Source organism: Nocardioides sp. B-3 (genome assembly GCF_024703895.1).
Taxonomy (GTDB): Bacteria; Actinomycetota; Actinomycetes; order Propionibacteriales; family Nocardioidaceae; genus Nocardioides.
In genome coordinates this window covers 947132-965891 of sequence record NZ_CP087968.1, presented here as the reverse complement: position 1 = coordinate 965891, position 18760 = coordinate 947132, and the positions used below count along the sequence as shown (strand labels likewise).

28 protein-coding genes, 1 tRNA gene and 1 pseudogene are annotated in these 18760 nt (G+C 69.3%); 12 read left to right on the top strand and 18 right to left on the bottom strand.

What is annotated here, in order from left to right; all coding sequences use genetic code 11:
- Nucleotides 1-49: 49 nt before the first annotated feature.
- A complete protein-coding gene (locus tag LP418_RS06525; RefSeq protein ID WP_257955699.1) occupies nt 50-319 on the top strand; it encodes a hypothetical protein in 270 nt (89 codons plus the stop codon).
- A 105-nt stretch (nt 320-424) separates the two neighbouring features.
- On the opposite strand, the gene LP418_RS06520 is transcribed toward LP418_RS06525, so the two are convergent.
- From LP418_RS06520 to LP418_RS06500, 5 genes are all read right to left on the bottom strand, one after another.
- Nucleotides 425-1042 carry an NAD-dependent epimerase/dehydratase family protein gene (locus LP418_RS06520; protein ID WP_257956924.1) on the bottom strand — a complete coding sequence of 206 codons (618 nt, stop codon included), beginning with the start codon at nt 1040-1042 and terminating at the stop codon, nt 425-427.
- The gene (locus LP418_RS06515) at nt 999-1430 is read right to left on the bottom strand and encodes an NAD-dependent epimerase/dehydratase family protein (protein ID WP_257955698.1); all 432 of its coding nucleotides are present in this window, start codon (nt 1428-1430) and stop codon (nt 999-1001) included. The genes LP418_RS06520 and LP418_RS06515 overlap by 44 nt, the downstream gene beginning before the upstream one ends.
- A 318-nt stretch (nt 1431-1748) precedes the next feature.
- Entirely contained in the window at nt 1749-2210 is a 462-nt protein-coding gene (locus LP418_RS06510; RefSeq protein WP_257955697.1) for a glycosyltransferase family 2 protein, read from the bottom strand.
- Entirely contained in the window at nt 2207-2515 is a 309-nt protein-coding gene (locus tag LP418_RS06505; protein ID WP_257955696.1) for a UDP-glucose/GDP-mannose dehydrogenase family protein, read from the bottom strand. The genes LP418_RS06510 and LP418_RS06505 overlap by 4 nt, the downstream gene beginning before the upstream one ends.
- On the bottom strand, nt 2451-3410 hold the full coding sequence (locus LP418_RS06500) for a hypothetical protein (protein WP_257955695.1): 960 nt from the start codon (nt 3408-3410) through the stop codon (nt 2451-2453). The genes LP418_RS06505 and LP418_RS06500 overlap by 65 nt, the downstream gene beginning before the upstream one ends.
- Nucleotides 3411-3563: 153 nt before the next feature.
- Here LP418_RS06500 and LP418_RS06495 point away from each other — a divergent pair, with 153 nt between their 5' ends.
- Nucleotides 3564-4238: a class I SAM-dependent methyltransferase gene (locus LP418_RS06495; protein WP_257955694.1), complete on the top strand. Its 675-nt coding sequence runs from the start codon at nt 3564-3566 to the stop codon at nt 4236-4238.
- On the opposite strand, the gene msrB is transcribed toward LP418_RS06495, so the two are convergent.
- Entirely contained in the window at nt 4204-4614 is a 411-nt protein-coding gene (gene msrB / locus LP418_RS06490; protein ID WP_257955693.1) for a peptide-methionine (R)-S-oxide reductase MsrB, read from the bottom strand. The genes LP418_RS06495 and msrB overlap by 35 nt on opposite strands.
- A 218-nt stretch (nt 4615-4832) precedes the next feature.
- On the opposite strand from msrB, the gene ligD (LP418_RS30395) reads away from it, so the two are divergent.
- The 7 genes from ligD (LP418_RS30395) (at nt 4833) to LP418_RS06460 (ending at nt 9138) form a co-directional block, all read left to right on the top strand.
- Entirely contained in the window at nt 4833-6086 is a 1254-nt protein-coding gene (gene ligD / locus LP418_RS30395; RefSeq protein ID WP_336275920.1) for a non-homologous end-joining DNA ligase LigD, read from the top strand.
- Nucleotides 5996-6625: a non-homologous end-joining DNA ligase LigD gene (ligD, locus tag LP418_RS30390; protein WP_336276024.1), complete on the top strand. Its 630-nt coding sequence runs from the start codon at nt 5996-5998 to the stop codon at nt 6623-6625. The genes ligD (LP418_RS30395) and ligD (LP418_RS30390) overlap by 91 nt, the downstream gene beginning before the upstream one ends.
- Nucleotides 6622-6954 (top strand): DUF6578 domain-containing protein, encoded by a 333-nt coding sequence (locus LP418_RS06480; protein ID WP_257955692.1) that lies wholly within the window; start codon nt 6622-6624, stop codon nt 6952-6954. The genes ligD (LP418_RS30390) and LP418_RS06480 overlap by 4 nt, the downstream gene beginning before the upstream one ends.
- Nucleotides 6951-7571, top strand: a complete 621-nt coding sequence (locus LP418_RS06475) for a hypothetical protein (protein WP_257955691.1) — start codon at nt 6951-6953, stop codon at nt 7569-7571. Before LP418_RS06480 ends, LP418_RS06475 begins: the two co-directional genes overlap by 4 nt.
- Complete coding sequence (locus tag LP418_RS06470) at nt 7523-7921, top strand: hypothetical protein (protein WP_257955690.1); 399 nt, start codon at nt 7523-7525, stop codon at nt 7919-7921. Before LP418_RS06475 ends, LP418_RS06470 begins: the two co-directional genes overlap by 49 nt.
- A 381-nt stretch (nt 7922-8302) precedes the next feature.
- On the top strand, nt 8303-8905 hold the full coding sequence (locus LP418_RS06465) for a hypothetical protein (protein WP_257955689.1): 603 nt from the start codon (nt 8303-8305) through the stop codon (nt 8903-8905).
- Nucleotides 8902-9138, top strand: coding sequence for a hypothetical protein (locus LP418_RS06460; protein ID WP_257955688.1), 237 nt, complete (start codon nt 8902-8904; stop codon nt 9136-9138). Before LP418_RS06465 ends, LP418_RS06460 begins: the two co-directional genes overlap by 4 nt.
- On the opposite strand, the gene LP418_RS06455 is transcribed toward LP418_RS06460, so the two are convergent.
- The 7 genes and pseudogenes from LP418_RS06455 to LP418_RS06430 form a co-directional block, all read right to left on the bottom strand.
- The gene (locus LP418_RS06455) at nt 9029-10438 is read right to left on the bottom strand and encodes a stealth family protein (protein WP_257955687.1); all 1410 of its coding nucleotides are present in this window, start codon (nt 10436-10438) and stop codon (nt 9029-9031) included. The two genes, LP418_RS06460 and LP418_RS06455, sit on opposite strands and share 110 nt — an antisense overlap.
- On the bottom strand, nt 10323-10895 hold the full coding sequence (locus LP418_RS32680) for a glycosyltransferase (protein WP_442940134.1): 573 nt from the start codon (nt 10893-10895) through the stop codon (nt 10323-10325). Before LP418_RS32680 ends, LP418_RS06455 begins: the two co-directional genes overlap by 116 nt.
- Before the next feature lie 70 nt (nt 10896-10965).
- A pseudogene (locus tag LP418_RS32675) lies at nt 10966-11094 on the bottom strand (hypothetical protein); the annotation flags it as partial.
- Nucleotides 11040-11723 (bottom strand): glycosyltransferase, encoded by a 684-nt coding sequence (locus LP418_RS06445; RefSeq protein WP_257955685.1) that lies wholly within the window; start codon nt 11721-11723, stop codon nt 11040-11042. The pseudogene LP418_RS32675 and the gene LP418_RS06445, both read right to left, overlap by 55 nt.
- Nucleotides 11724-11791: 68 nt before the next feature.
- Nucleotides 11792-12148 (bottom strand): hypothetical protein, encoded by a 357-nt coding sequence (locus tag LP418_RS06440; RefSeq protein WP_257955684.1) that lies wholly within the window; start codon nt 12146-12148, stop codon nt 11792-11794.
- Entirely contained in the window at nt 12148-12351 is a 204-nt protein-coding gene (locus LP418_RS06435; RefSeq protein WP_257955683.1) for a hypothetical protein, read from the bottom strand. The genes LP418_RS06440 and LP418_RS06435 overlap by 1 nt, the downstream gene beginning before the upstream one ends.
- Nucleotides 12348-13337, bottom strand: coding sequence for an ATP-dependent DNA ligase (locus tag LP418_RS06430; RefSeq protein WP_257955682.1), 990 nt, complete (start codon nt 13335-13337; stop codon nt 12348-12350). Before LP418_RS06430 ends, LP418_RS06435 begins: the two co-directional genes overlap by 4 nt.
- Nucleotides 13338-14021: 684 nt before the next feature.
- Here LP418_RS06430 and LP418_RS06425 point away from each other — a divergent pair.
- From LP418_RS06425 to LP418_RS06415, 3 genes are all read left to right on the top strand, one after another.
- On the top strand, nt 14022-14948 hold the full coding sequence (locus tag LP418_RS06425) for a hypothetical protein (RefSeq protein ID WP_257955681.1): 927 nt from the start codon (nt 14022-14024) through the stop codon (nt 14946-14948).
- Nucleotides 14903-15454 (top strand): hypothetical protein, encoded by a 552-nt coding sequence (locus LP418_RS06420; RefSeq protein WP_257955680.1) that lies wholly within the window; start codon nt 14903-14905, stop codon nt 15452-15454. The genes LP418_RS06425 and LP418_RS06420 overlap by 46 nt, the downstream gene beginning before the upstream one ends.
- 73 nt (nt 15455-15527) lie before the next feature.
- Nucleotides 15528-15609: transfer RNA gene (locus LP418_RS06415), tRNA-Gln, on the top strand.
- Nucleotides 15610-15641: 32 nt separating this feature from the next.
- Here LP418_RS06415 and LP418_RS06410 read toward each other — a convergent pair.
- From LP418_RS06410 to LP418_RS06390, 5 genes are all read right to left on the bottom strand, one after another.
- Nucleotides 15642-16163, bottom strand: coding sequence for a hypothetical protein (locus tag LP418_RS06410; protein ID WP_257955679.1), 522 nt, complete (start codon nt 16161-16163; stop codon nt 15642-15644).
- A gap of 90 nt (nt 16164-16253) precedes the next feature.
- Nucleotides 16254-16820 carry an esterase/lipase family protein gene (locus LP418_RS06405; RefSeq protein ID WP_257955678.1) on the bottom strand — a complete coding sequence of 189 codons (567 nt, stop codon included), beginning with the start codon at nt 16818-16820 and terminating at the stop codon, nt 16254-16256.
- Nucleotides 16821-17208: 388 nt separating this feature from the next.
- Nucleotides 17209-17898: an ABC transporter permease gene (locus LP418_RS06400; protein ID WP_257955677.1), complete on the bottom strand. Its 690-nt coding sequence runs from the start codon at nt 17896-17898 to the stop codon at nt 17209-17211.
- Entirely contained in the window at nt 17895-18149 is a 255-nt protein-coding gene (locus LP418_RS06395) for a hypothetical protein (protein WP_257955676.1), read from the bottom strand. Before LP418_RS06395 ends, LP418_RS06400 begins: the two co-directional genes overlap by 4 nt.
- Nucleotides 18149-18577, bottom strand: a complete 429-nt coding sequence (locus tag LP418_RS06390; protein ID WP_257955675.1) for an AAA family ATPase — start codon at nt 18575-18577, stop codon at nt 18149-18151. Before LP418_RS06390 ends, LP418_RS06395 begins: the two co-directional genes overlap by 1 nt.
- Nucleotides 18578-18760: the final 183 nt, after the last annotated feature.

Here is an 18760-nt window from a genome sequence, read left to right as displayed (position 1 = left end):
GGCTCCCGGGAAGACCCGGGACCGTGGTGACGCCCGTGGCGACCCGGGGGTGTACGCCGCAGCGCCGCTGCAACAGGGTGAACAGGACGCAGGTGACCGCGTGGGCCGCGATCGGGAGCATCGCGAAGAGCAGGAAGTGCTTCAGCCCGAACACCGAGAACATGGCGCGATAGATCAGGGCCGGGAGCGCGCTCCAGTGCTCGTTGTGCGGTCGCATGAGGTCTTCGACGGGATTCGCGCCGAGGTCACGCCCCAGCAGGAACGCCCAGTCGTCGCCGAAGAACCACAGGTAGCGGGCCTGCGAGAGCAGGAAGGCTGAACCGATCAGGACGACCAGCACCATCAGGGCGAGCGGAAGACGCCCCCGCAGCATCTGCATCTGCTGGCCGGTCAGCTCAGAGACGACCGTCGGCGACGGCCTGCGTCACCCGGGGGGATCACTTCGTCGAGCATGACGTCGAGGCTGGTGGTGCACTCGAAGCCGAGCACGTCCTTGGCCTTCTGGACGTCCGGCACGCGCTTCTGCACGTCGTACTCGTAGGCCTTGTCGCTGACCGGGGGTCAGGGGTGCGTCGCCCTTGATCTTGCGCCAGATCACCTCGGCGAGCTCGCGGACGGTGGTCGACTGCGGCGTCGAGATGTTGAAGTCCTCGTTGTACGCCGCGTCCCGGCTCATGCACTCCACGATGCCCTTGGCGAGGTCTCCGCCGTACGTGTAGTGACGCACCTGGTTGCCCTCACCGAGGATGTGGAGCGGGTCCCGGCCCTTGACGATCTTCTGCACGATGTCCGGGACGACGTGGCTCATGGCGAGCTGGACGTTGCCCGAGGCGACCTCGACGTCGCCGAGCGCGCGACCTTCACCGATGCCGACGCAGTTGAAGGGGCGCACGATCGTGTACGGCAGCTTGTACTGGTCGAAGGCAGCCTTGGCGAAGTACTCCACGGCCAGCTTCTGGAAGCCGTAGGACGAGAGCGGCGGCGGGATCTTCCGCTCGTCACCCTCCTTGGAGGGCCAGTGCTCGGAGGACTCGAAGACCATCGAGCTGGAGAGGTAGGTGACCTTCTTCAGCTTGCCGTGCTGGAACGCCTCGATCGCGGCGTCGCACTGCGAGGCCATGATCCGCCTCGTTCTGCGCGAGCAGGTCGTAGGCGTAGGCGTGGAAGTAGGAGATGCCGCCGATCAGGGCGGCGCCGGCGATGAAGTGGTCGCAGTCGGCGAGCAGCTTCTTCATCACGTCGACGTTGCGGCAGTCGTCCTCGTGGAAGTGGTAGTTCGGGTGGCTGTCGTAGGACTTCTCGACCTTGCCGTACTTGGAGTAGTTGTCGATGCCGACGACGGTGTAGCCGCGGCTGAGGAGCTCCTCCACCACGTAGCCGCCGATGAAACCGGCCGAACCCGAGACGAGGACCTTCTGGTCGTTGCTCACGATGACTTATCCGTTCTTTGTGGAGACGCGTTGGTTGAGGGCAGCGATCTTTGCTGCCTGCTCGGAGACTGGGCGGGGGAGAGGGCGGGACCGAAGGCGAAGCGGTACCAGCGGAGGTACTTCGGGATCCACGCTCTCATGTCGAAGTTGGAGTCACCGATGGTGCGGTCCAGCCAGATGGTGGGCAGCTCGGCGACCGGACGTCGCAGGCGTCGAGCCTTGGCGGTCAGCTCAAGACCGATCTCGAACCCACTCGTGCTGTGGATCCCGACCTCGCGGATGAACTCCGTGGAGTAGGCCTTGAAGCTGTTGGTCGCGTCATGGGTGCCGACCCGGGCGAGGATGCCGAGCGATCGGCCGGCGCCCTGCGAGATCAGGCCCTTGAGCAGTGGGCCGCCGACCTGCTGCCCGCCGGGGGAGTAGCGCGACGCTGCCGCGACCACGACCCCCCCGCTCGACCAGACGGGCCAGTGGGTCGATCTGGCGGGGGTCGTCGGAGCCGTCGGCCATGGTGACGACGACGACGCCGTGGCTGGCGTTGTCGATGCCGAAGCGGATCGCGTGGGCAGGGCCACGGCCGTAGGTGTTGATCAGGAGGTCGAGACCGTTGCCGAACCGGGGGTGGTTCAGCACGACCGGGATCGTGGTGTCCTCGGCGAAGTCGACGACGACCAGCACCTCGACCGTGGACTCGACGGACTGGAAGATCCGGTCGAGGATCGCCACCACGCCGTCGCCCTCGTTGTAGGCCGGGATGACGACGGAGACCGCCAGCGTCATACGGTCGTCCCGTTCGCCAGCAGGTTCCAGACGTCCACGACCGGTTTGTCGGTCAGCACGTCGGCGTACACCTTGTGCGGAGCACCGATGACCAGCACGTCCGAGCGCTCGATGACCTCCTCCAGCGGCAGCAGGCTGGCGTCGACGGTGACGTAGGGGTCCGTGCAGAGGACCTCGCGCGAACGGAACTCGAGGATGCGCTTGAGCTTGTAGGACAGGCTGGAGCGGATGTCGTCGCTCTCACCCTTGAACGCCATGCCGAGGATGCCGACGCGGAGGTTGGCGAGGTCGTGCGCCTGCTCCATCCGGGTCACGAGGTAGAGCGGAAGGCCCTCGTTCACCAGCATGGCCGAGTGGCCGAGGATGTAGGAGTTGTCGGTGAAGGCCGCCAGCTGCATGGTGTCCTTGAACAGGCACGGTCCGGCGGCGAAGCCGGCGCCCGGCATGTCGGCGGCGCGCGGATAGTCGTGGGCCCGGGGCCTTGCGGATCTTGTCGTAGTCGAGGCCGTTGTCGTTGGCCATGACATAGAACTGGTTGGCCGCGGCGAACTTGATGTATCGCCAGTTGTTGGTGAACAGCTTGGCCAGCTCGGCCTCTTCGGGCTCCAGCTCGACGATGCTCGCGGTGAGCACGCCGAAGAGCTTGGCGGCCCGGTCGCGGGTCACCCGGGTGCGGCCCGAGACGATCTGGGGCAGCGAGAAGAGCTCCTCCATCGCCCGTCCCTCGGCGATGCGCTCGGGGCAGAAGGCGACATCGAGATCGAGACCCGCCTCGGCGAAGAGCCGCTCGATGTGCTTGGTGACACCGGGATAGACCGTGCTGCGCAGGACGACCAGCTGACCGTCGCGGAAGGCGTCGAGCGACTCGCGCAACGCCTTGGTCACGGCGTGCGGGTCGGGGTTGAGGTGCTCGTCGACCGGGGTGCCGATCACGACGACGACGGCCTCGGAGCGACCGATCACGTCGCGGTCGGTGGTCGCGGTCAGCTTGCCGTCGGCGAGCGCCTTCTGCAGGACCGCCGTCGCGCCGTTCTCCATGAACGGCAGCTCGCCGCTCATCACGAGGTCGACAGCTCGGGCGTCGATGTCCCGGATGGCGACGTCGAGACCGCGCGACGCCAAGGCGATGGCGAGGGGAAGGCCGACGTGACCGCACCCGCCCACCACGACCACGTCGTGGTCGAATGTCGTGTTGGACAAGCTGGATCTCCCTCGTGTCTGAAAGCTGCGGCCCAACCTATAGGCGCTGCGACCATCGGGTGGCAGATGCCCCCACATAACGCGCGGGTGCGAACCCTAGGATGACCCACACATCTGGACCGGCGCGACAGCGTGCCCACGGGAGGAACGCGAATGCAGGCAGACGGCGATGACCTCAAGGCGCTCTACGGGCGGCGCTTCGCCGACGAGGAAGAGATGCGCACGGACCTGTGGGAGGTGCTGTGCCAGCGCTTCTTCCAGAAGTGGATCCCTCAGGACGCGGTGGTGCTCGATGTCGCGGCCGGTCACTGCGAGTTCATCAACAACATCCGTGCGGGGCGCCGGATCGCCGTCGACCTCAACCCTGACGTCGCCATCCGGGCCGCCGACGGCGTGGAGACCCACGTCTGCCGCTCCGACGAGATGACCCCGATCGAGACCGCGTCGGTCGACCGGGTGTTCATCAGCAACTTCTTCGAGCACGTGCCGCGCGAGGTCATCGTCTCGACGCTAGACGAGGTACGCCGCGTGCTGCGCCCCGACGGGAAGCTGATGGTCCTCCAGCCCAACGTGCGCTACTGCGGCAGGGACTACTGGATGTTCCTGGACCACATCACGCCCGTCGACGACCGCGCGCTCGCCGAGGCCTTCAAGGTCACCGGCTTCGACGTGGAGGTCAACATCCCGCGGTTCCTGCCCTACACGACCAAGGGTCGCCTGCCCAGCGGTCCGGGCCCGGTGAAGCTCTACCTCAAGGTGCCTCTGGTCTGGAAGATCATGGGCGCCCGGGCGTTCATGGTCGGTCGGCCGAGCTCGCTGCCGGGCTGATCGAGATCGAGTTGATGCAGTAGCGATCACCGGTGGGCGTGCTGCAGCCGTCGGGGAAGACGTGGCCCGGGTGCGAACCGCAGTTGGCACAGCGCACCTCGACGCGATCCATGCCGTGCGAGGTGTCCTTGATGTACTCGATCGTGTCGCTGATCGGTTGGTAGAAGCTCGGCCAGCCGCAGCCGGAGTGGAACTTCGTGTTGCTGGTGAACAGCTCGTGGCCGCACGCCTTGCAGGAGTAGGTGCCCTCGGTCTCGGTGTCGGTGTACTCACCCTTGAAGGCAGCCTCCGTGCCGGCTTGGCGGAGCACGGCGAACTCCTCCGGGCTGAGCTCGGCTCGCCACTGCTCGTCGGTCTTCTCCACCTCGTAGGCCATGCGGACCACGCTACTCGGGACTAGGTTGCGAGGCATGCTGCGCTCGCCTGCCCACCCGGCACTCGTCATCGCCGTGCTGGTCGCGCTCGCGGGTTGCGGCGAGCGGTCCGTGGTGGACGCGGGTCCAGTGGAGCGTCCGACGGCTGTGCCGGGGGCGGCCGGGGTCGTCACGACGACCAAGTCCGTCATCGTCTCCGACGACGGTTCCGGGCGCGCGGTTGTGCTTCACCGACAGCTCGTTCGGAGGGCCCCCACACTGCGACGATGCCGACCTGCCCGGCTGGGACTGGAGCCAGCACGAGGGGGCCTACACCGAGTCCGAGGGAGTGCGCTCGGGGACCTTCGTGCTGACGGGCTCCTTCGACGGCGACTCGTTCACGGCGACAGACGTGCAGCCGCCGGTGAGGACGGAGCACACGTTCGACTTCACGATCCCGTGCCCCGAACCGGCGGGTGGGTGGCAGGTGCTCGACCCCTCGCGCACGACGAACGAGACGGCCCTCGAGGTCGGGAACGTCGCCGACGGTCTCCCCGGGTTCGCGATGCGGGTGGTCAGCCGCACGGACGGCTCTCCCGCACCCGGGAGTCCCGAGGAGACCGTGGTGACCGTCCACGTGACGGAGGATCCCGCTGGCGCCGAGCGGAAGCTGCGTGAGGTGTGGGGCGGGATGCTGTGCGTGGCCGAGGTCGCGCACTCACAGGCCGAGCTCACGCGCGTCCAGCAGGAGCTGATCGGACTCCCGGGCCTGCTCTCGGTCAGCGCCGGCAGCCTCGACAACCGAGGTGGAGCTCACGGTCTTCCACGACGACGGTCGCTTCCAGCGGTGGGTGGACCGGGGAGTACGGCGAAGGCCCGGTCGAGGTCTCCTCGGTCCTGCAACCGGTCGACTGAGACCGCTAGCCTGACGCGTATGGCAGCAGCGAAGCCGGTGATGGTCCGGGCCGGCGACCGTGAGGTCCGCGTCTCGTCCCCCGACCGGGTGATCTACGAGGCGACCGACATGACGCCCGAGGTCACCAAGGTGATGGTGGCTGAGTACTTCACGTCCGTGCAGGAAGGACTGATGCGCGCGCTGCGCAACCGACCGACCGCCCTCGAACGCTGGACGTCCGGGGTCCGCCCCGGGATGAAGCTGGCCACCGGTCCGTTCGACAAGGACGCCGACGCGTTCTACCAGAAGCGTGTCCCCAAGGGGGCTCCCGACTACCTCGAGTCGGTCGAGATCACCTTCCCCTCGGGTCGTACGGCGGAGGAGATCTGTCCGACGGAGATCGCAGTGCCCGTCTGGTGTGCCCACATGGGCACCCTCACCTTCCCCCCCGGCCCGTCCGTCGCGACCCTGCGTCCGATTCTTGGCAGGACCACCCCGACGAGCTCCGCATCGACCTCGACCCCCAGCCGGGGACCGACTTCTCCGACGCGGTCCGCGTGGCCGGCGTCGCGCGCGAGCTGCTGGCCGACCTCGGCATGACCGGCTATGCGAAGACGTCCGGCAACCGCGGCATCCATGTCTACGTGCGGATCTCTCCTGAGTGGGAGTTCGGCGCCGTACGCCACGCAGCGATCGCCTTCGGCCGCGAGCTCGAGAAGCGCGACGACGGCGTGACCACGGCCCGGTGGAAGGAGGAGCGTGGGGAGCGGATCTTCGTGGACTTCAACCAGAACACGCGGGACCGGACCATCGCGTCGGCCTACTCGCTTCGGCCCCTGCCCGGCGCGCCCGTCTCGACGCCGGTGTCGTGGGACGAGCTCGCGACGCTGACCTCGCCGGCCGGGCTCAACCTCTTCACGGTCCCGTCGAGGCTCGCCTCCGACGGCGATCCGTGGGAGACGATCGACGACGAACACTTCTCGCTGCAGCCGTTGCTGGACCTGTGGGACGCCAATCCGGTCGAGCTGAACTACCCGCCCGACCACCCGAAGATGCCCGGCGAACCGCCGCGGGTCCAGCCGTCGAAGAAGGTCGCCGCCCACTGGGACGAGGACGGCAACCGCATCGAGGGCACGTGAGCGAGCTGATCTGGATCAGCGACTGGCAGATCCAGTGCTGCGGGTCGGAGTTCGCGGTCGGTGACGAGGTGACGTGGCCGGTCTTCGCGCCGAACGCCAACCACGGCGACACGGGAGTACCCGGGGTCACGGGCCACTACGACAGCCATGAGGACCCGCCATTGCCGATGGTGACAGGGGTCGTTCGACGCATCCGTGCGCTGAGTCGGCGAGGGGAGACGGGGACGCCCATGTTGGACGAGGTGACCGGGATCGAGAAGTGGCACGGCATCCGCGATGCCGAGCACACCTTCCGTGGGTGGCTGGTCGACCTGGAGGTGACGCCGTGAGCGAGGACAACCGCGTTTGCGCTTCACCGGCGAGCGCCGGGACGGTGCTGGATCCTCGGCACCAGACGGGGGACGATCAAGCACTGTCGGTTGTCCACAGCCTGCGACGTGCACGCTTGGAGCGGCGACATCATGGGCATCAGCCCCGGGTGAGTGTGGACGAGAAGCTCGACGAGCTCCCGGCCAAGCAGGACGGCGTCATCGCCCGCTTCCGAGTGCTCGACGCCGGTGGCACCGATGAGCTCATCGCACGGATGATCCGCCGGCGCGAGTGGGTCAGGCTGCGACACGGGATCTATCTCAACCACACCGGCGTCCCGACGTGGAACCAGCGCGCTTGGGCGGCGGTGCTGGCCGTGTGGCCGGCCGCGCTGAGCCGGGACTCCGCGCTGAGGGCGTGCGGGATGAAGCGCTGCGGCGTGGGGGAGAGCGCCCCCATCCGGGTCGCCATCGACAGAGCGCGCGGTGGGCGCACCCCCAGCGGGATCGTCGTCGAACGTCTCGCCGACTACGACGCCCCGGGTACGGCCGAAGTCTTCGCCGCCCCGGGTCAAGCTGGACCAGGGCCGTGCTGCAGGTCGCGTCGCGCAGCACCGAGGAGGACGCGGTCGCGGTGATCTCCGACGCGGTCTCCACTCGCCGTACGACCGCAGCCCGGCTGACCTCCGCGTTGGCCGAGATGACGCGCCTCCCGCAGCGGGCGTTCCCGGCTGCCGTCGTCGACGACGTGGGCGAAGGGGCGCACTCGCTGCTCGAACAGTGCTACCTGAGCCCGGTCGAGCGCGCCCACGGACTCCCGAGCGGAGTGCGCCGGGCGGAGTCGCTCGTGGTGGGGAGGCGGGTCGTGCGCGACGTGGACTACCCCGACTACGAGCTCTACGTCGAGCTCGACGGCCGGCTCGGCCACGAAGCCGCGGCCGACCGCTGGAAGGACCTCGAGCGCGACCCCGGCCGCCGCTGCGAGTGATCGCCTGACGCTGCGGCCGGGATGGCGGCAGGTCCTCGACCCCTGTCGCCCGGCCGCCGTCATCGCCGGGGTCCTGCAGTCGCGAGGGTGGGGCGGTACGCCGATCGCGTGCTCGCCGACGTGCACGACAGTGCTGGATCCTCGGCACCGGGAGGGGGACGGTCCAGCACTGTCGGTCGGGGGCACTGGCGTGGACTAGCCTCGCCTGCGTGAGTCCCCACCTACTCCTCGTCACCGGGTCCGGCCGGTCCGGCACGTCGAGCGTCGCGGGCGCCCTGAAGCGGCTCGGCCTGCACGTGCCCCAGCCGGAGGTGCCGGCGGACGAGAAGAACCCCGCGCGGCTACTACGAGCCCGAGTGGGTCACGGAGTTCCACAAGCGCGTGCTCAACCCGGTGCCCGTGCGCACGATCGACACCCGCCCGACCGCCGGCGCGATCGCGGCCGAGGCGGGCAGCAAGCCCGAGGTCGAGGCGGAGCTGCGGTCCTGGCTGAGCGATCAGCTCGACGCCGAGCAGATCCTGATCAAGGACCCGCGCGCGTTCTGGATCCTGCCGGTGTGGACCCGCGTCGCCGCCGACCTCGGTGCGCGGGTGAGCACGCTGACGATGCTGCGGCACCCCACCGAGGTCGTGCGCTCGCGTGACTCGGCCTACCTCACCGAGCAGTCGCCGACGTTCCGCCGCCAGCGCGAGACCGCCAACATCGCCGCACGGGTCAACGCCGCCTTCGAGACCGAGCGCTCGACGCGGTCACTGGATCGGGCCTTCGTGCGGTACGCCGACCTGCTGGCCGACTGGCGGACGGCCCTGCACCTCGCCGGTGAGCAGGCGGGGCTGACCTACAACGCCGACCTCACGACCCGCGAGCCGCACGACGTCGACGACTTCATCGACGCGAAGCTCAACCGCTCTGCCATCACGTGGGACGACATCGCCGTACCCACCCATTGCGCGACCTCGCCGAGCGCACGTGGGAAGCGATGAACACGCTCGTCGAGTCGCCGCAGGACTCGGAGTCGATCGCGGCGCTGGGTGGGCTGCAGGAGGAGTACGTCGAGCTGTTCGACTTCTCCGAGGCGATCGCGATGGACGCGACGACCGCGCGGGTCAGCGAGGGCAAGCGCGAGGTCCGGCGCAAGAAGGACCGGCACATCGCCGACCTCCAGCGCGAGCTGGAGGAGCTGCGCGAGAAGAAGTCAGGCTTCTTCCGGCGCTGACGTCTCCCTGTGGGGCCGCGAGCGGGAAGTAGTCCTCGAGGAACGCCGCGAGCATCGCGTCGACCGCCTCGGCATCGACCGCGAAGTCGTGGTGGTCGCCCACGCAGAAGAAGTCGTGGTCGCGGGCCCGCAACTGCTTGAGCTGGCGCCCGACGCGGGCGTTGCTGAGGTCGACGAACGCGTGCTGGGCGGTAGCGGCGAAGGCGCGCCCGGTGATGAGCCCGTAGTGCTGCGCGAGGTTGGACAGCAGTGACACGTCGGTTTCGCTGCGGAAGGGCGCGCGGGCGGTCCGGCCGACCGCGTCGGGGAAGCGCTGCTCGATCTCGGTGAGCACGGAGACCCGCTGCGGGTGCGGGGAGTGCGCCATCACCCGGGTGATCTCGACCCCGAACACGTCCTCGAGCAGGGCCCGGTTGTTGGCCGCCGCGTGCAGGAACGGCTTGTCGGCAGTGCCGGGGAGCCCGATCGCGTTGTCGCCGACGAAGGCCGCGGCCGCGCCGCCGGGGGAGAAGAACAGCTCGGGGCGGGTCGGCCGTCCGAGGAAGACGTCGTCGTTGACGTAGACGAAGTGCTCGGCCAACCCGGGGATCTTGTGCAGGGCCGTCTCGATGGCCTGCGAGTTGAAGGTCGGCAGCGCGTCGGCCGGCAGGATGTCGCGGTGGTCGACGAGGGTGATGCGCGGGTCGTCCTTCAGCCGGGTCGGACGCTGGCCGGCGGTGACGAGGAAGATCTTGTGCACCCGGGGCGCGAACAGGTGCAGGCTGCGCATGGAGTAGCGCAGCTCGTCGCGGCTGCGGAACCGTGCCCGGCCGGCGGACTCCTTGCGGGCGTCGGCGCCCTCACGTGCGGCGCGGGCCGCGTTCCACGACGGGTCGTCGCCGTCGACCCACGTGTAGACGACGTCGATCGGGAAGCCCACGTCGAACGGGGTGGGGGCGGCCATGAGCTCGAGGGTCGGCACGTCGAAGCCGTGCTCCCTCACCGTGGTGGTGGGAGTGCCCGGTGGGACGCTCTGCGTCCAGCGGTTGGGCCGCGGCGCCACGAGCGTGCCGTCGGGCAGCCGGTCCCAGAACTCGATCTCCACGCCGGCGTCCTCGCCGAGGTAGGAGCGCCGTCCCTCGCTGCGCGGCCGGGGCTCGAGCAGCACCCGGTTGGGCGCAGCGTTGTGGAGCACGGCGACGAGGTCACGTGCCGGCAGGCGGCGTACGGGCCAACCGCGATCGCCGGGGTCGAGCAACGAGAAGTGGTCGGGCACCTCGGCGAGCGCGGCGAGGACCGCGGCTCGATGAGGGGCGGGCACGACGACGGTCGGCGCCGGGCGGTCGTGGGTGGGGATGACGAACCACCCCTCGCCGGCGTTGCCAGCCGCCGCGACCGCCAGTCGCAGTGCCTCCGCGCGCCTCCAGCGGGGTGATCGCCGGGACCTTGACCGGCACCCCCTCCCGGGAAAATTCGGTAGTCCGTGACGAACGGACCCCTCCCGACGGTGTGTCGGGGGTCCGTTCGTCACGGACTACCTGAGCAAAGAGGGATTCCCACTCCGACGCGATGGTGTCGGCGTCGTAGCGCCGGGAGGCCTCGAACGCCCCTTCGCCCAATCGGGTGAGCAGAGAAGGGTCGGAAGCCACCGCGTGCAGGGCGGCGGCCAGTCCGGCCTTGGCGCCCGCGCCGACGAGGAGCCCGCTGACGTCGTGCTCGACGAGCTCGCGCGGCCCGGACGGGCAGTCGTAGGAGACGACGGGGACACCCGCCGACATCGCCTCCCCGGGCGACGAGCGGGAAGCCCTCGGTCTTCGAGGAGAGCGCGCAGATCGCTGCCTCCGCCCACTCCGGCGCCATGTCCTCCACCGCGCCGGGCAGCTCGATCCGGTCGGCCAGCCCGGCCTTCGCGGCGTGCGCGATCAGCTCGCCACGCAGCGGTCCGTCGCCGAGGATCCGCAGTCGCCAGCCGGGCAGGTCGTCCGCGATCTGCTCGAACGCCCGCACGAGTGGATGAACTGCTTCTCCGGCACGATCCGGCCGGCGGTCACGATCGTCTTGGAGGACAGGTCGGATCGTGGCTGCGCTGCGACCGGCAGCGGGTTGGGCATCACCACCAGCTCCGGCGCGGCCGCCCCGAGCTCGGCCCCGAGCCAGTCGGCCGTCGATCGCGTGAGCAGCGCCACCGCGGCGACCCGCGGCGCGAAGGCGAGCAGCGGTTCCATACCGCCGACCCGGTCGGCGGAGGATCGGTGCTCCCGGTGCAACACCTTCGTCTCGGCCGGCAGCAGCTGCACGGCGGCGGCCATCAGGGCCGGCGTGACGGTGATGACCAGATCAACGTCCAGTGAAGCCAGCGCCGCCATCCCGTCGTCGGTCAGCTCGGAGAACTGGCTGTCCCAGCGCTTCGGGACCAGCCGCGACGGCCGCTTCGCGCGCGGGTCGTCACCACGCGCGTCAGCGAGGTGGTCGACGCCCACAGCGGGGTCGATCGGGTAGTGCGGCGCGTCGGCACTGCGCGTCACGGAGACGAGGCGTACGTCGACATTCCCCCGTCGCGCGAGCGCGTTGGCCTGCGTGATGGCGGACCTCGACGTACCGCCCATGCCGTCCAGGGTTGAAGACGAGGAACGCGACCGAGAGGCGGCGCTTGCGAGGAGCGAACCTCACGCGCTCAAAGGCCTGTCACGCCTTCGCCGCCGCCCGCCTGCTCGTCGAAGTTCTCCCGCTCGAGCAGGTGCAGCACCGGGACACCGAGCTTGCGCCGGGCGCGGGAGGTCCAGTCGACGTGGAAGAACTCGGCGACGAGGTGCGAGCGGGTCAGCACGATCACCTCGCGGGCATCGACCTCAGCGACCTTCGCCACGAGCGCGTCGACCGGCGGCTCCGAGGTGACGACGCCGGTGGCCTTGCCGCCCGCGGCCTCGATCGCCGCGAGGGTGGCCGCGAGGTCCTTGGCCGAACGGTCGCGGCACTCCTCGCGCACGGCGTCGAGATCGACGTCGCTCATCACCATCGCGGGGGCGGCCATCACGTCGCCCGCGCCGAGGGTGCCGAGCGACGCCTCGATGCGCGCCGAGGCGTCCTCCGGGGAAGCAGGACGTGGTAGACGACACGGTCCTCGATGTCGCTGTGCAGCGAGCGGACCTGCGTCGCATCGCCCTTGGACATGGCTGCTTCGACGAGCAGCACCACGTCGTAGGTGCCGACGCCGTCGTTGATGTTGTCACTCATGATGCATCGCCTCCACGCGGATTGTCGGCCCCACCAAGAACTCTAGCGAGGTCGTAGCTGACCGGCTCCTCCAACTGCTCGTAGCCGCACGACTCCGGGTCGCGGTCGTCGCGCCAGCGCTTGAACTGCGCGGTGTGGCGGAAGCGCCGACCCTCCATGTGGTCGTACTTCACCTCCAGCACCCGCTCCGGGCGCAGCGGCGTGAAGCCGAGGTCCTTGCCCGAAGACCAGCGGCTCTGGGTGCCGGGAACCCGGTCGGGGTTGGCGGTGAGGAACTCGCTCCAGCGTCCCCACGGGTGGTCCTCGATCGGGCACACCAGCGGCTGCAGCTCCTCGATCAGCTCCGCCCTCCCGGCCGCCGTGAAGCTCGCACTCACGCCGATGTGCTGCAGCTCGCCATCGGCGTACAGGCCGAGGAGGAGGCTGCCGAGCAACGGGTGCTCCGGCGTCGACGTCTTGTGCTCGCGGTAGCCCGCGACGACGACGTCGGCGGTGCGCTCGTGCTTGATCTTCAGCATGGTGCGGGCATTGGGTTCGTACGGCGATGCGAGGGGCTTCGCCATGACGCCGTCGAGCCCGGCGCCCTCGAAGTCCTCGAACCACTGCTCGGCCTCCGCGGGATCCTGCGTGGTGCGCGTGAGGAAGCACGGCCCCGTCAACCCGGTGAGCGCTGTAGTCATCGCCTCCCGGCGCTCGCTGAACGGCTTGTCGATGAACGACTCGTCGCCCAGCGCGAGGAGGTCGAAGGCGACGAACCCAGCGGGCGTCTTCTCGGACAGCATGTCCACGCGGCTCTTGGCCGGGTGGATCCGCTCCTGCAGCACCTCGAACTCGAGCCGGTCGCCGATGGCCACGAACAGCTCGCCGTCCGGGACGATCCGCTCGGGCAGCTGCTCCCTGATCGCGGCCACGACCTCGGGGAAGTAGCGCGTCAGCGACTTGGTGTTGCGGCTCGTCAGCTCGACCTCGTCGCCGTCCTTGAACACCCGGGCAGCGGAAGCCGTCCCACTTCGGCTCGAAGGAGTAGTCGCAGCTCCGGGGCACGCCCTTGACGGATTTCGCGAGCATCGGCTGGACGGGTGGCATCACGGGCAGGTCCACGCTGTCGAGACTAGTGCGTTGGTGTCGCCCGAAGCGCCGTCGGTCAGGGTCGAGGACAAGACATTTCGGAAGTCTTACGGCAGCGGCCGACGCAGTTTCCGGTCAAGGGGGCGGGGCATCCCCCGACTACCCGACCAAGGAGACAGTCATGAAGAACAAGCCCTACCAGCCGCCGACAGTTGACCCGAACGACGATCGACGAGTCGGCCACGGCAGCGACTTCGGCGTCGAGCTGTTCGAGCTCCTGCGGGCCGGCCGGACGTCGCTGCCTGCCTATGCGGCGCTCTCTCCCGAGCTGACCACCGTGACCCACGACCTCGGTCCGCGCATCGACTTCCTGCGGCAGAGCGTGGGCGGCGAGTACGCCCTGTCCCTCGTCGACGGGCTGCGCGAGGAGCTGCAGGTTTGCCTGCGCATCCACGCCCTCGCGCTGCAGGACGCGGGTGAGGCGCTGGTGCAGATCGCCGACGACTTCGCTGCGACCGACCAGCAGGCCAACGACGCCTTTGCCGCGCTCGTCAAGGGCGCTGACCTCGACGTCCCCGAGGTGCCGCGACCGCCCGGCCCGGATGCGCCACACAGGGACTCCTACGACCCGCCGCCGCTCGGACGCTCCGGACTTCAACTGGGGTATCAACCACGACCAAGACGCCCCCCGCGCCCCGTGGGACGGGCCCGGTCTCGACGACGAGGGTGACCTCGAGGACCGAGTCCCGGAGAACCCGGACGATTCCCACGCGCCGGATCCCGAGGACTACGTGCCCGACTTCATCCGGGAACACCCCTTCTACGACGAGGACCGCAAGCGGGAGGACGACACGGAGCGGTACGGCGACCTGGACTCACCGTGGCGTGAGGTGGAAGCGCCGCCGCTCCCCCGGCCCATTTGGCAACTCGAGCAGGAGGGACAACTGATGGCATTCGACCGAGCCGACTTCGAACAGAAGCTGGACGAGATGTGCAGGCTTCTCGGTGAGCTGTGGGCGGTCGACACGGTCCTTCACCTCTGGCGCGAGGTGGTCGACGCCGACCGCCCACGGTCGAGCGCGAAAGACGTGAATGTGGGCGAGACCTACCCGTTCGAACTGCATGACATGCCCGAGAACGTCGTCACGATCGGATACGAAACGCCTGTCGAGATCAACATCCCGTCGTTCCGCTACCTCTACGCCAAGGGGCAGGTCTGGGGCGACGAGGTCGCCGCGACCATCCGCTCCATGGTCGAGGACCCGGTGCGGCCCCACACCTCGACCTTCACCGAGGCGGCGAGCATCGCGGACTCGCAGCTGGGGTCGATAGCGCTCAACGTCCCCGACGACCGGCGGAGATCGACAGCAACCTGTCCAACTGGAGCGGCCAGACCGCCAACGAGTTCGCCGACTGGTACGGCAGGCTCGAGTTCATCGCCCGGCAACAGGCCTACCTTGCCAACGCCCCGGGCTACTCCATCGTGGCCTGCAAGTCCGTCGTGGACCTGGGCCAGCAGAGCCTGCTGAACATCGTCGAAGGTGCCATCACCACGTTGGAGGAAGCACTGCAGGCTCGCAAGAACTCGCAGCCGGTCGAACCTCCCGACTCGGGCATGGAGTGGCTGGCAGTCGCCGCGCTGATCACGGGCGTCATCGCCGCCATCCCCACGGGAGGCGCCTCCCCGGCGGCCGGCGGAGCCACGGCGGCCGCGATCGGGACGGCCGCGGTCGCGGTGTCTGCTGCCAGCACCGCCTACATCGCCTTCGCGCAGGACCACGTGCCCGCAGAGGCCGGCCGAGTCGCAACGTTCACGACCAACCGGGCCGAGGACGTGTTCGCCTCGATCAACGACGGGCTGGTCGATCTTCGGGAGAACCTGCGGATCCAGTGGTCGGGGGCGGAGGAACGGATCGCCAGCCTGATCGCGAACTCAGCGGCCGCGGCCGCCGAGGGATCGCTCTTCGCGACGGCGCCATCGATCGTGCGGGGCGTCACGCCCAAGGGCTTCCACCACGAGTCGGAGCCCTACTGACGTCATGGGGACTGGCCGTTGGGACGACCAATTCTCATGACGTCCGAAGTGGGCTCTAGGCTTAGCGCCACATTCCCCGGTTGGTCTGCCGGCAGGGCCCGCCTGACTTTGAATCAGGATTAGCGACGATGGTTCGACTCCATCCCGGGGAGCCAGAAATTGGGTGTGCCCGGACGACGGTCCCGTGTCAGGGTGACGCGTGCCGCCATCGACGTACGACGAACTGCTGGCCCGCGTCCGAGAACTGATCGCCTCCTCGGTGAGGCCGCCCGTGGTGGCGATCGCCGGCCACGGCGGCGCGGGGAAGTCGACGCTCGCACTGCGGCTCGCCGCCGGCGTCGGTGTCCACGAGGGCCGAGTGGTCGGCATGGACGGGCTCTACGCGAAGACCGACACCGACCGGGCGACGATGTGGGAGCTGCACGACTGGCCCGCGCTGTCCGACGTGCTGGAAGCGGTCCGGGCCGAGCCGACGCCAGCACGCCTGCGCTACCGCTACCGGTGGTACTACGGGCAGGAGGGCGACGTCGACGAGCCGATGCCGCCCGTGGTGATCGTCGAGGGCATCAGGGTGATCCGCCCGGAGCTGATGCACCTGTTCGACCTCGCGGTCTGGATCGACCTGGACCCGGCGGCAGGCGCTGAGCGGGCGAAGGCCCGCAACCGGGACCGGGGGCGACTCCGAGGCGGAGCTGGAGCTGTGGGACACGAAGTGGGTGCCGGAGGGTGTGGACTACCAACGTCTCGTCCGCCCGGAGGCGCTGGCCCACGTCGTGGTCCGCGCCGCCGGGCTCGACGGCTACGCGACGAAGTCGCGCACGCCCCGGTAGGTCCCCGGGTCCGTCAGCAGCGCGACGTGGCCGACGCAGCCGACGTACTTGTTGGTCGCGCCCGACAGCGGGACGGAGCTGTCGGGGTTGATCGTCTCGTCGCACGACGACCAGAAGGTGCCGTAGCTGACCGGGCCGGGCGTCTCGTCGCCGGAGTTGAGCGAGGTCAGGAAGCTCGAACCGGCCCGCATCTCGCCGCACGACGTGGTGAAGCACCAGTTGGCGCTGCTGGTGCCGTGGTTGGGACCGCCGAGGCTCACCCAGTCGTCGACCTCCGGCTGGCCGCCGAGGTTCTTCAGGTAGTAGCGCGACGACAGGCCGCCCATCGAGTGGGTGACGACGTCGACCGTCGTGGAGCCGGTCTGCTGGCGGACCGAGTCGATGTAGGTCGCCAGCTGCTTGGCGGTCGTGACGTTGGACTGGCTGGTGTTGTACTGCCACGCGAAGAGCTCCGAGCTGGCGTAGCCGTCGGCCTTGAACCGGGAGACCATGCTGTCCCAGTTGCCGGCACTGCCCATGAAGCCGTGGACGAACACGATGGGTTGACGCTCGACGGCCCGGGACCGACTGGGCGGGGATGACCATGGTGGCGAGGGTGGTGAGTGCTGCCAGCAGCACGGTGGAGATCAGTGGACGCTTGAGACGCACAGGACGTTCCTCCCGAGATCCCACGACAGCCGATCCGTCGCGAGCGGATGCGTCGCCGACGGAACTACCCGTCCCCCGACGTCGACACTGCACCTCTGTGGAGCGGAAACGTATCGGCGGCGCTGGGGCCCGTCAATGGGTTCCTACGATGCCGTAGCCACCGCCCGACGCAGCGGCTCGGCGATAGTTCAGTGAGAGCTTGTCGGGTTGGTCCGGACCACAAACTCGCACTTAACTACCTGACGCGCGAGCGGAGAGCCGCCTACTCGTCGCCCGTCAGCGCGAACGACCGCAGCCGGTCGCCGGCGAACCACACGCCGCCGAGGGTGACGACCACCGAGGCGAGCAGCGCCCGGGGGCAGGTTGGCGGGGTCGTCCAGCGACGACGAGACCGAGTGCCCGATCCGGATGCCCCACTGCCCGATGCTGAGCCGGGCGATGCCGCTGAGGAAGCCTCCGGCGAGGCCCTCCCAGATCAGGACGAAGATCAGCCCGACCACGACGGCGTGCCGCGTGAACGACGACAGGGCCGGGAAGAACGCGGAGTAGGTCGTCCCGGCGACCAGCGCGGCCACCAGCCAGCCGACGGCCTGCGAGCCACCGCCCGCGACCAGGGCCGGCCACGAAGACGCCGAGCGCGCCGACGACCAGCGTCGCAGCCCGGGCGACGAGCCACTTCGAGATCGCGATGGCGTGCCGGCTGACCGGCTTGGAGAGGAGGTAGACGATCGAGCCGTCGTCGACCTCCGGCCCGAGCACCGACGATGCGGCGAGGATCGCGACGAGCGGCAGCACGAGCGGATAGCCGAGGAAGCTGACCATCGGCCACGCCGCGTCACCCTCCGACGACAGCACGCGGATCAGGACGGTCAGCCCGATCAGCGCGATCGGCAGCGCGAGCAGCAGCCAGAAGCGGCGCCGCCCGAGCAGCGCCCGGAGAGCGAGCTTGATGATCGTTGCGTTCATCGGTCCACCAGATATGCGAAGACGCTCTCCAGCGACTCGTCGCTGGGGGAGAGCTCGAACAGGGTCAGGTCGTGGCTCCGCGTCAGCGCCGGCAGCTCGGACGCGAACGTCCCGAGGTCGCTCACCTGCACGTCCGGGCCGCCGGTGGGACGCAGGTTGACCGACTGCACCGCAGGCCGTGCGATGAGTACGGCGGCGAGCGCGCGGTCGTCGCTGGAGGTGATCGAGTAGCGGACCGGCCGATCGGTCATCAGCCGCCGGATCGCCCCCGAAGTCGCCCGACGCGGCATGCCGACCGGAGACGACCACCTCGATGTGGCGCGCGAGCCGTCTCGACCTCCTCGAGGATGTGCGAGCTGAAGAGGACGGTGCGCCCGTCGTCGCCGAGCTGGCGCAACAGCTCCATCAGGTGCATGCGCTGGCGCGGGTCGACGCCGTTGAAGGGCTCGTCGAGCAGCAGCACGGTCGGGTCGTGCACCAGCGCGGCAGCGATCTTGATCCGCTGCCGCATCCCCTTGGAGTAGGTGTCGATGCGCCGTGACGAAGGTTCCACCATGTCGACGACACCGAGGATCCGTTCGGTCGCGGCAGCCGCGTCGGGCAGCCGGTGCAGGTCCGCGTTGGCGCGCACGAACTGGCGCCCGGTGAGATAGCCGAAGCTCAGCTCGCGCTCCGGCACCGAGGCCGATCTGCCGATAGGCATCCGTACGGCGCCAGACCGGCTCGCCGTCGAGCGTGACCGAGCCCGAGGAGGGCGGGAGGAAGCCGGCCATCATCGCCAGCAGGGTCGTCTTGCCGGCGCCGTTGGGGCCGAGCAGGCCCGGTGACCCCGGGGCCGATCGTCATGGCCACGTCGTTGACG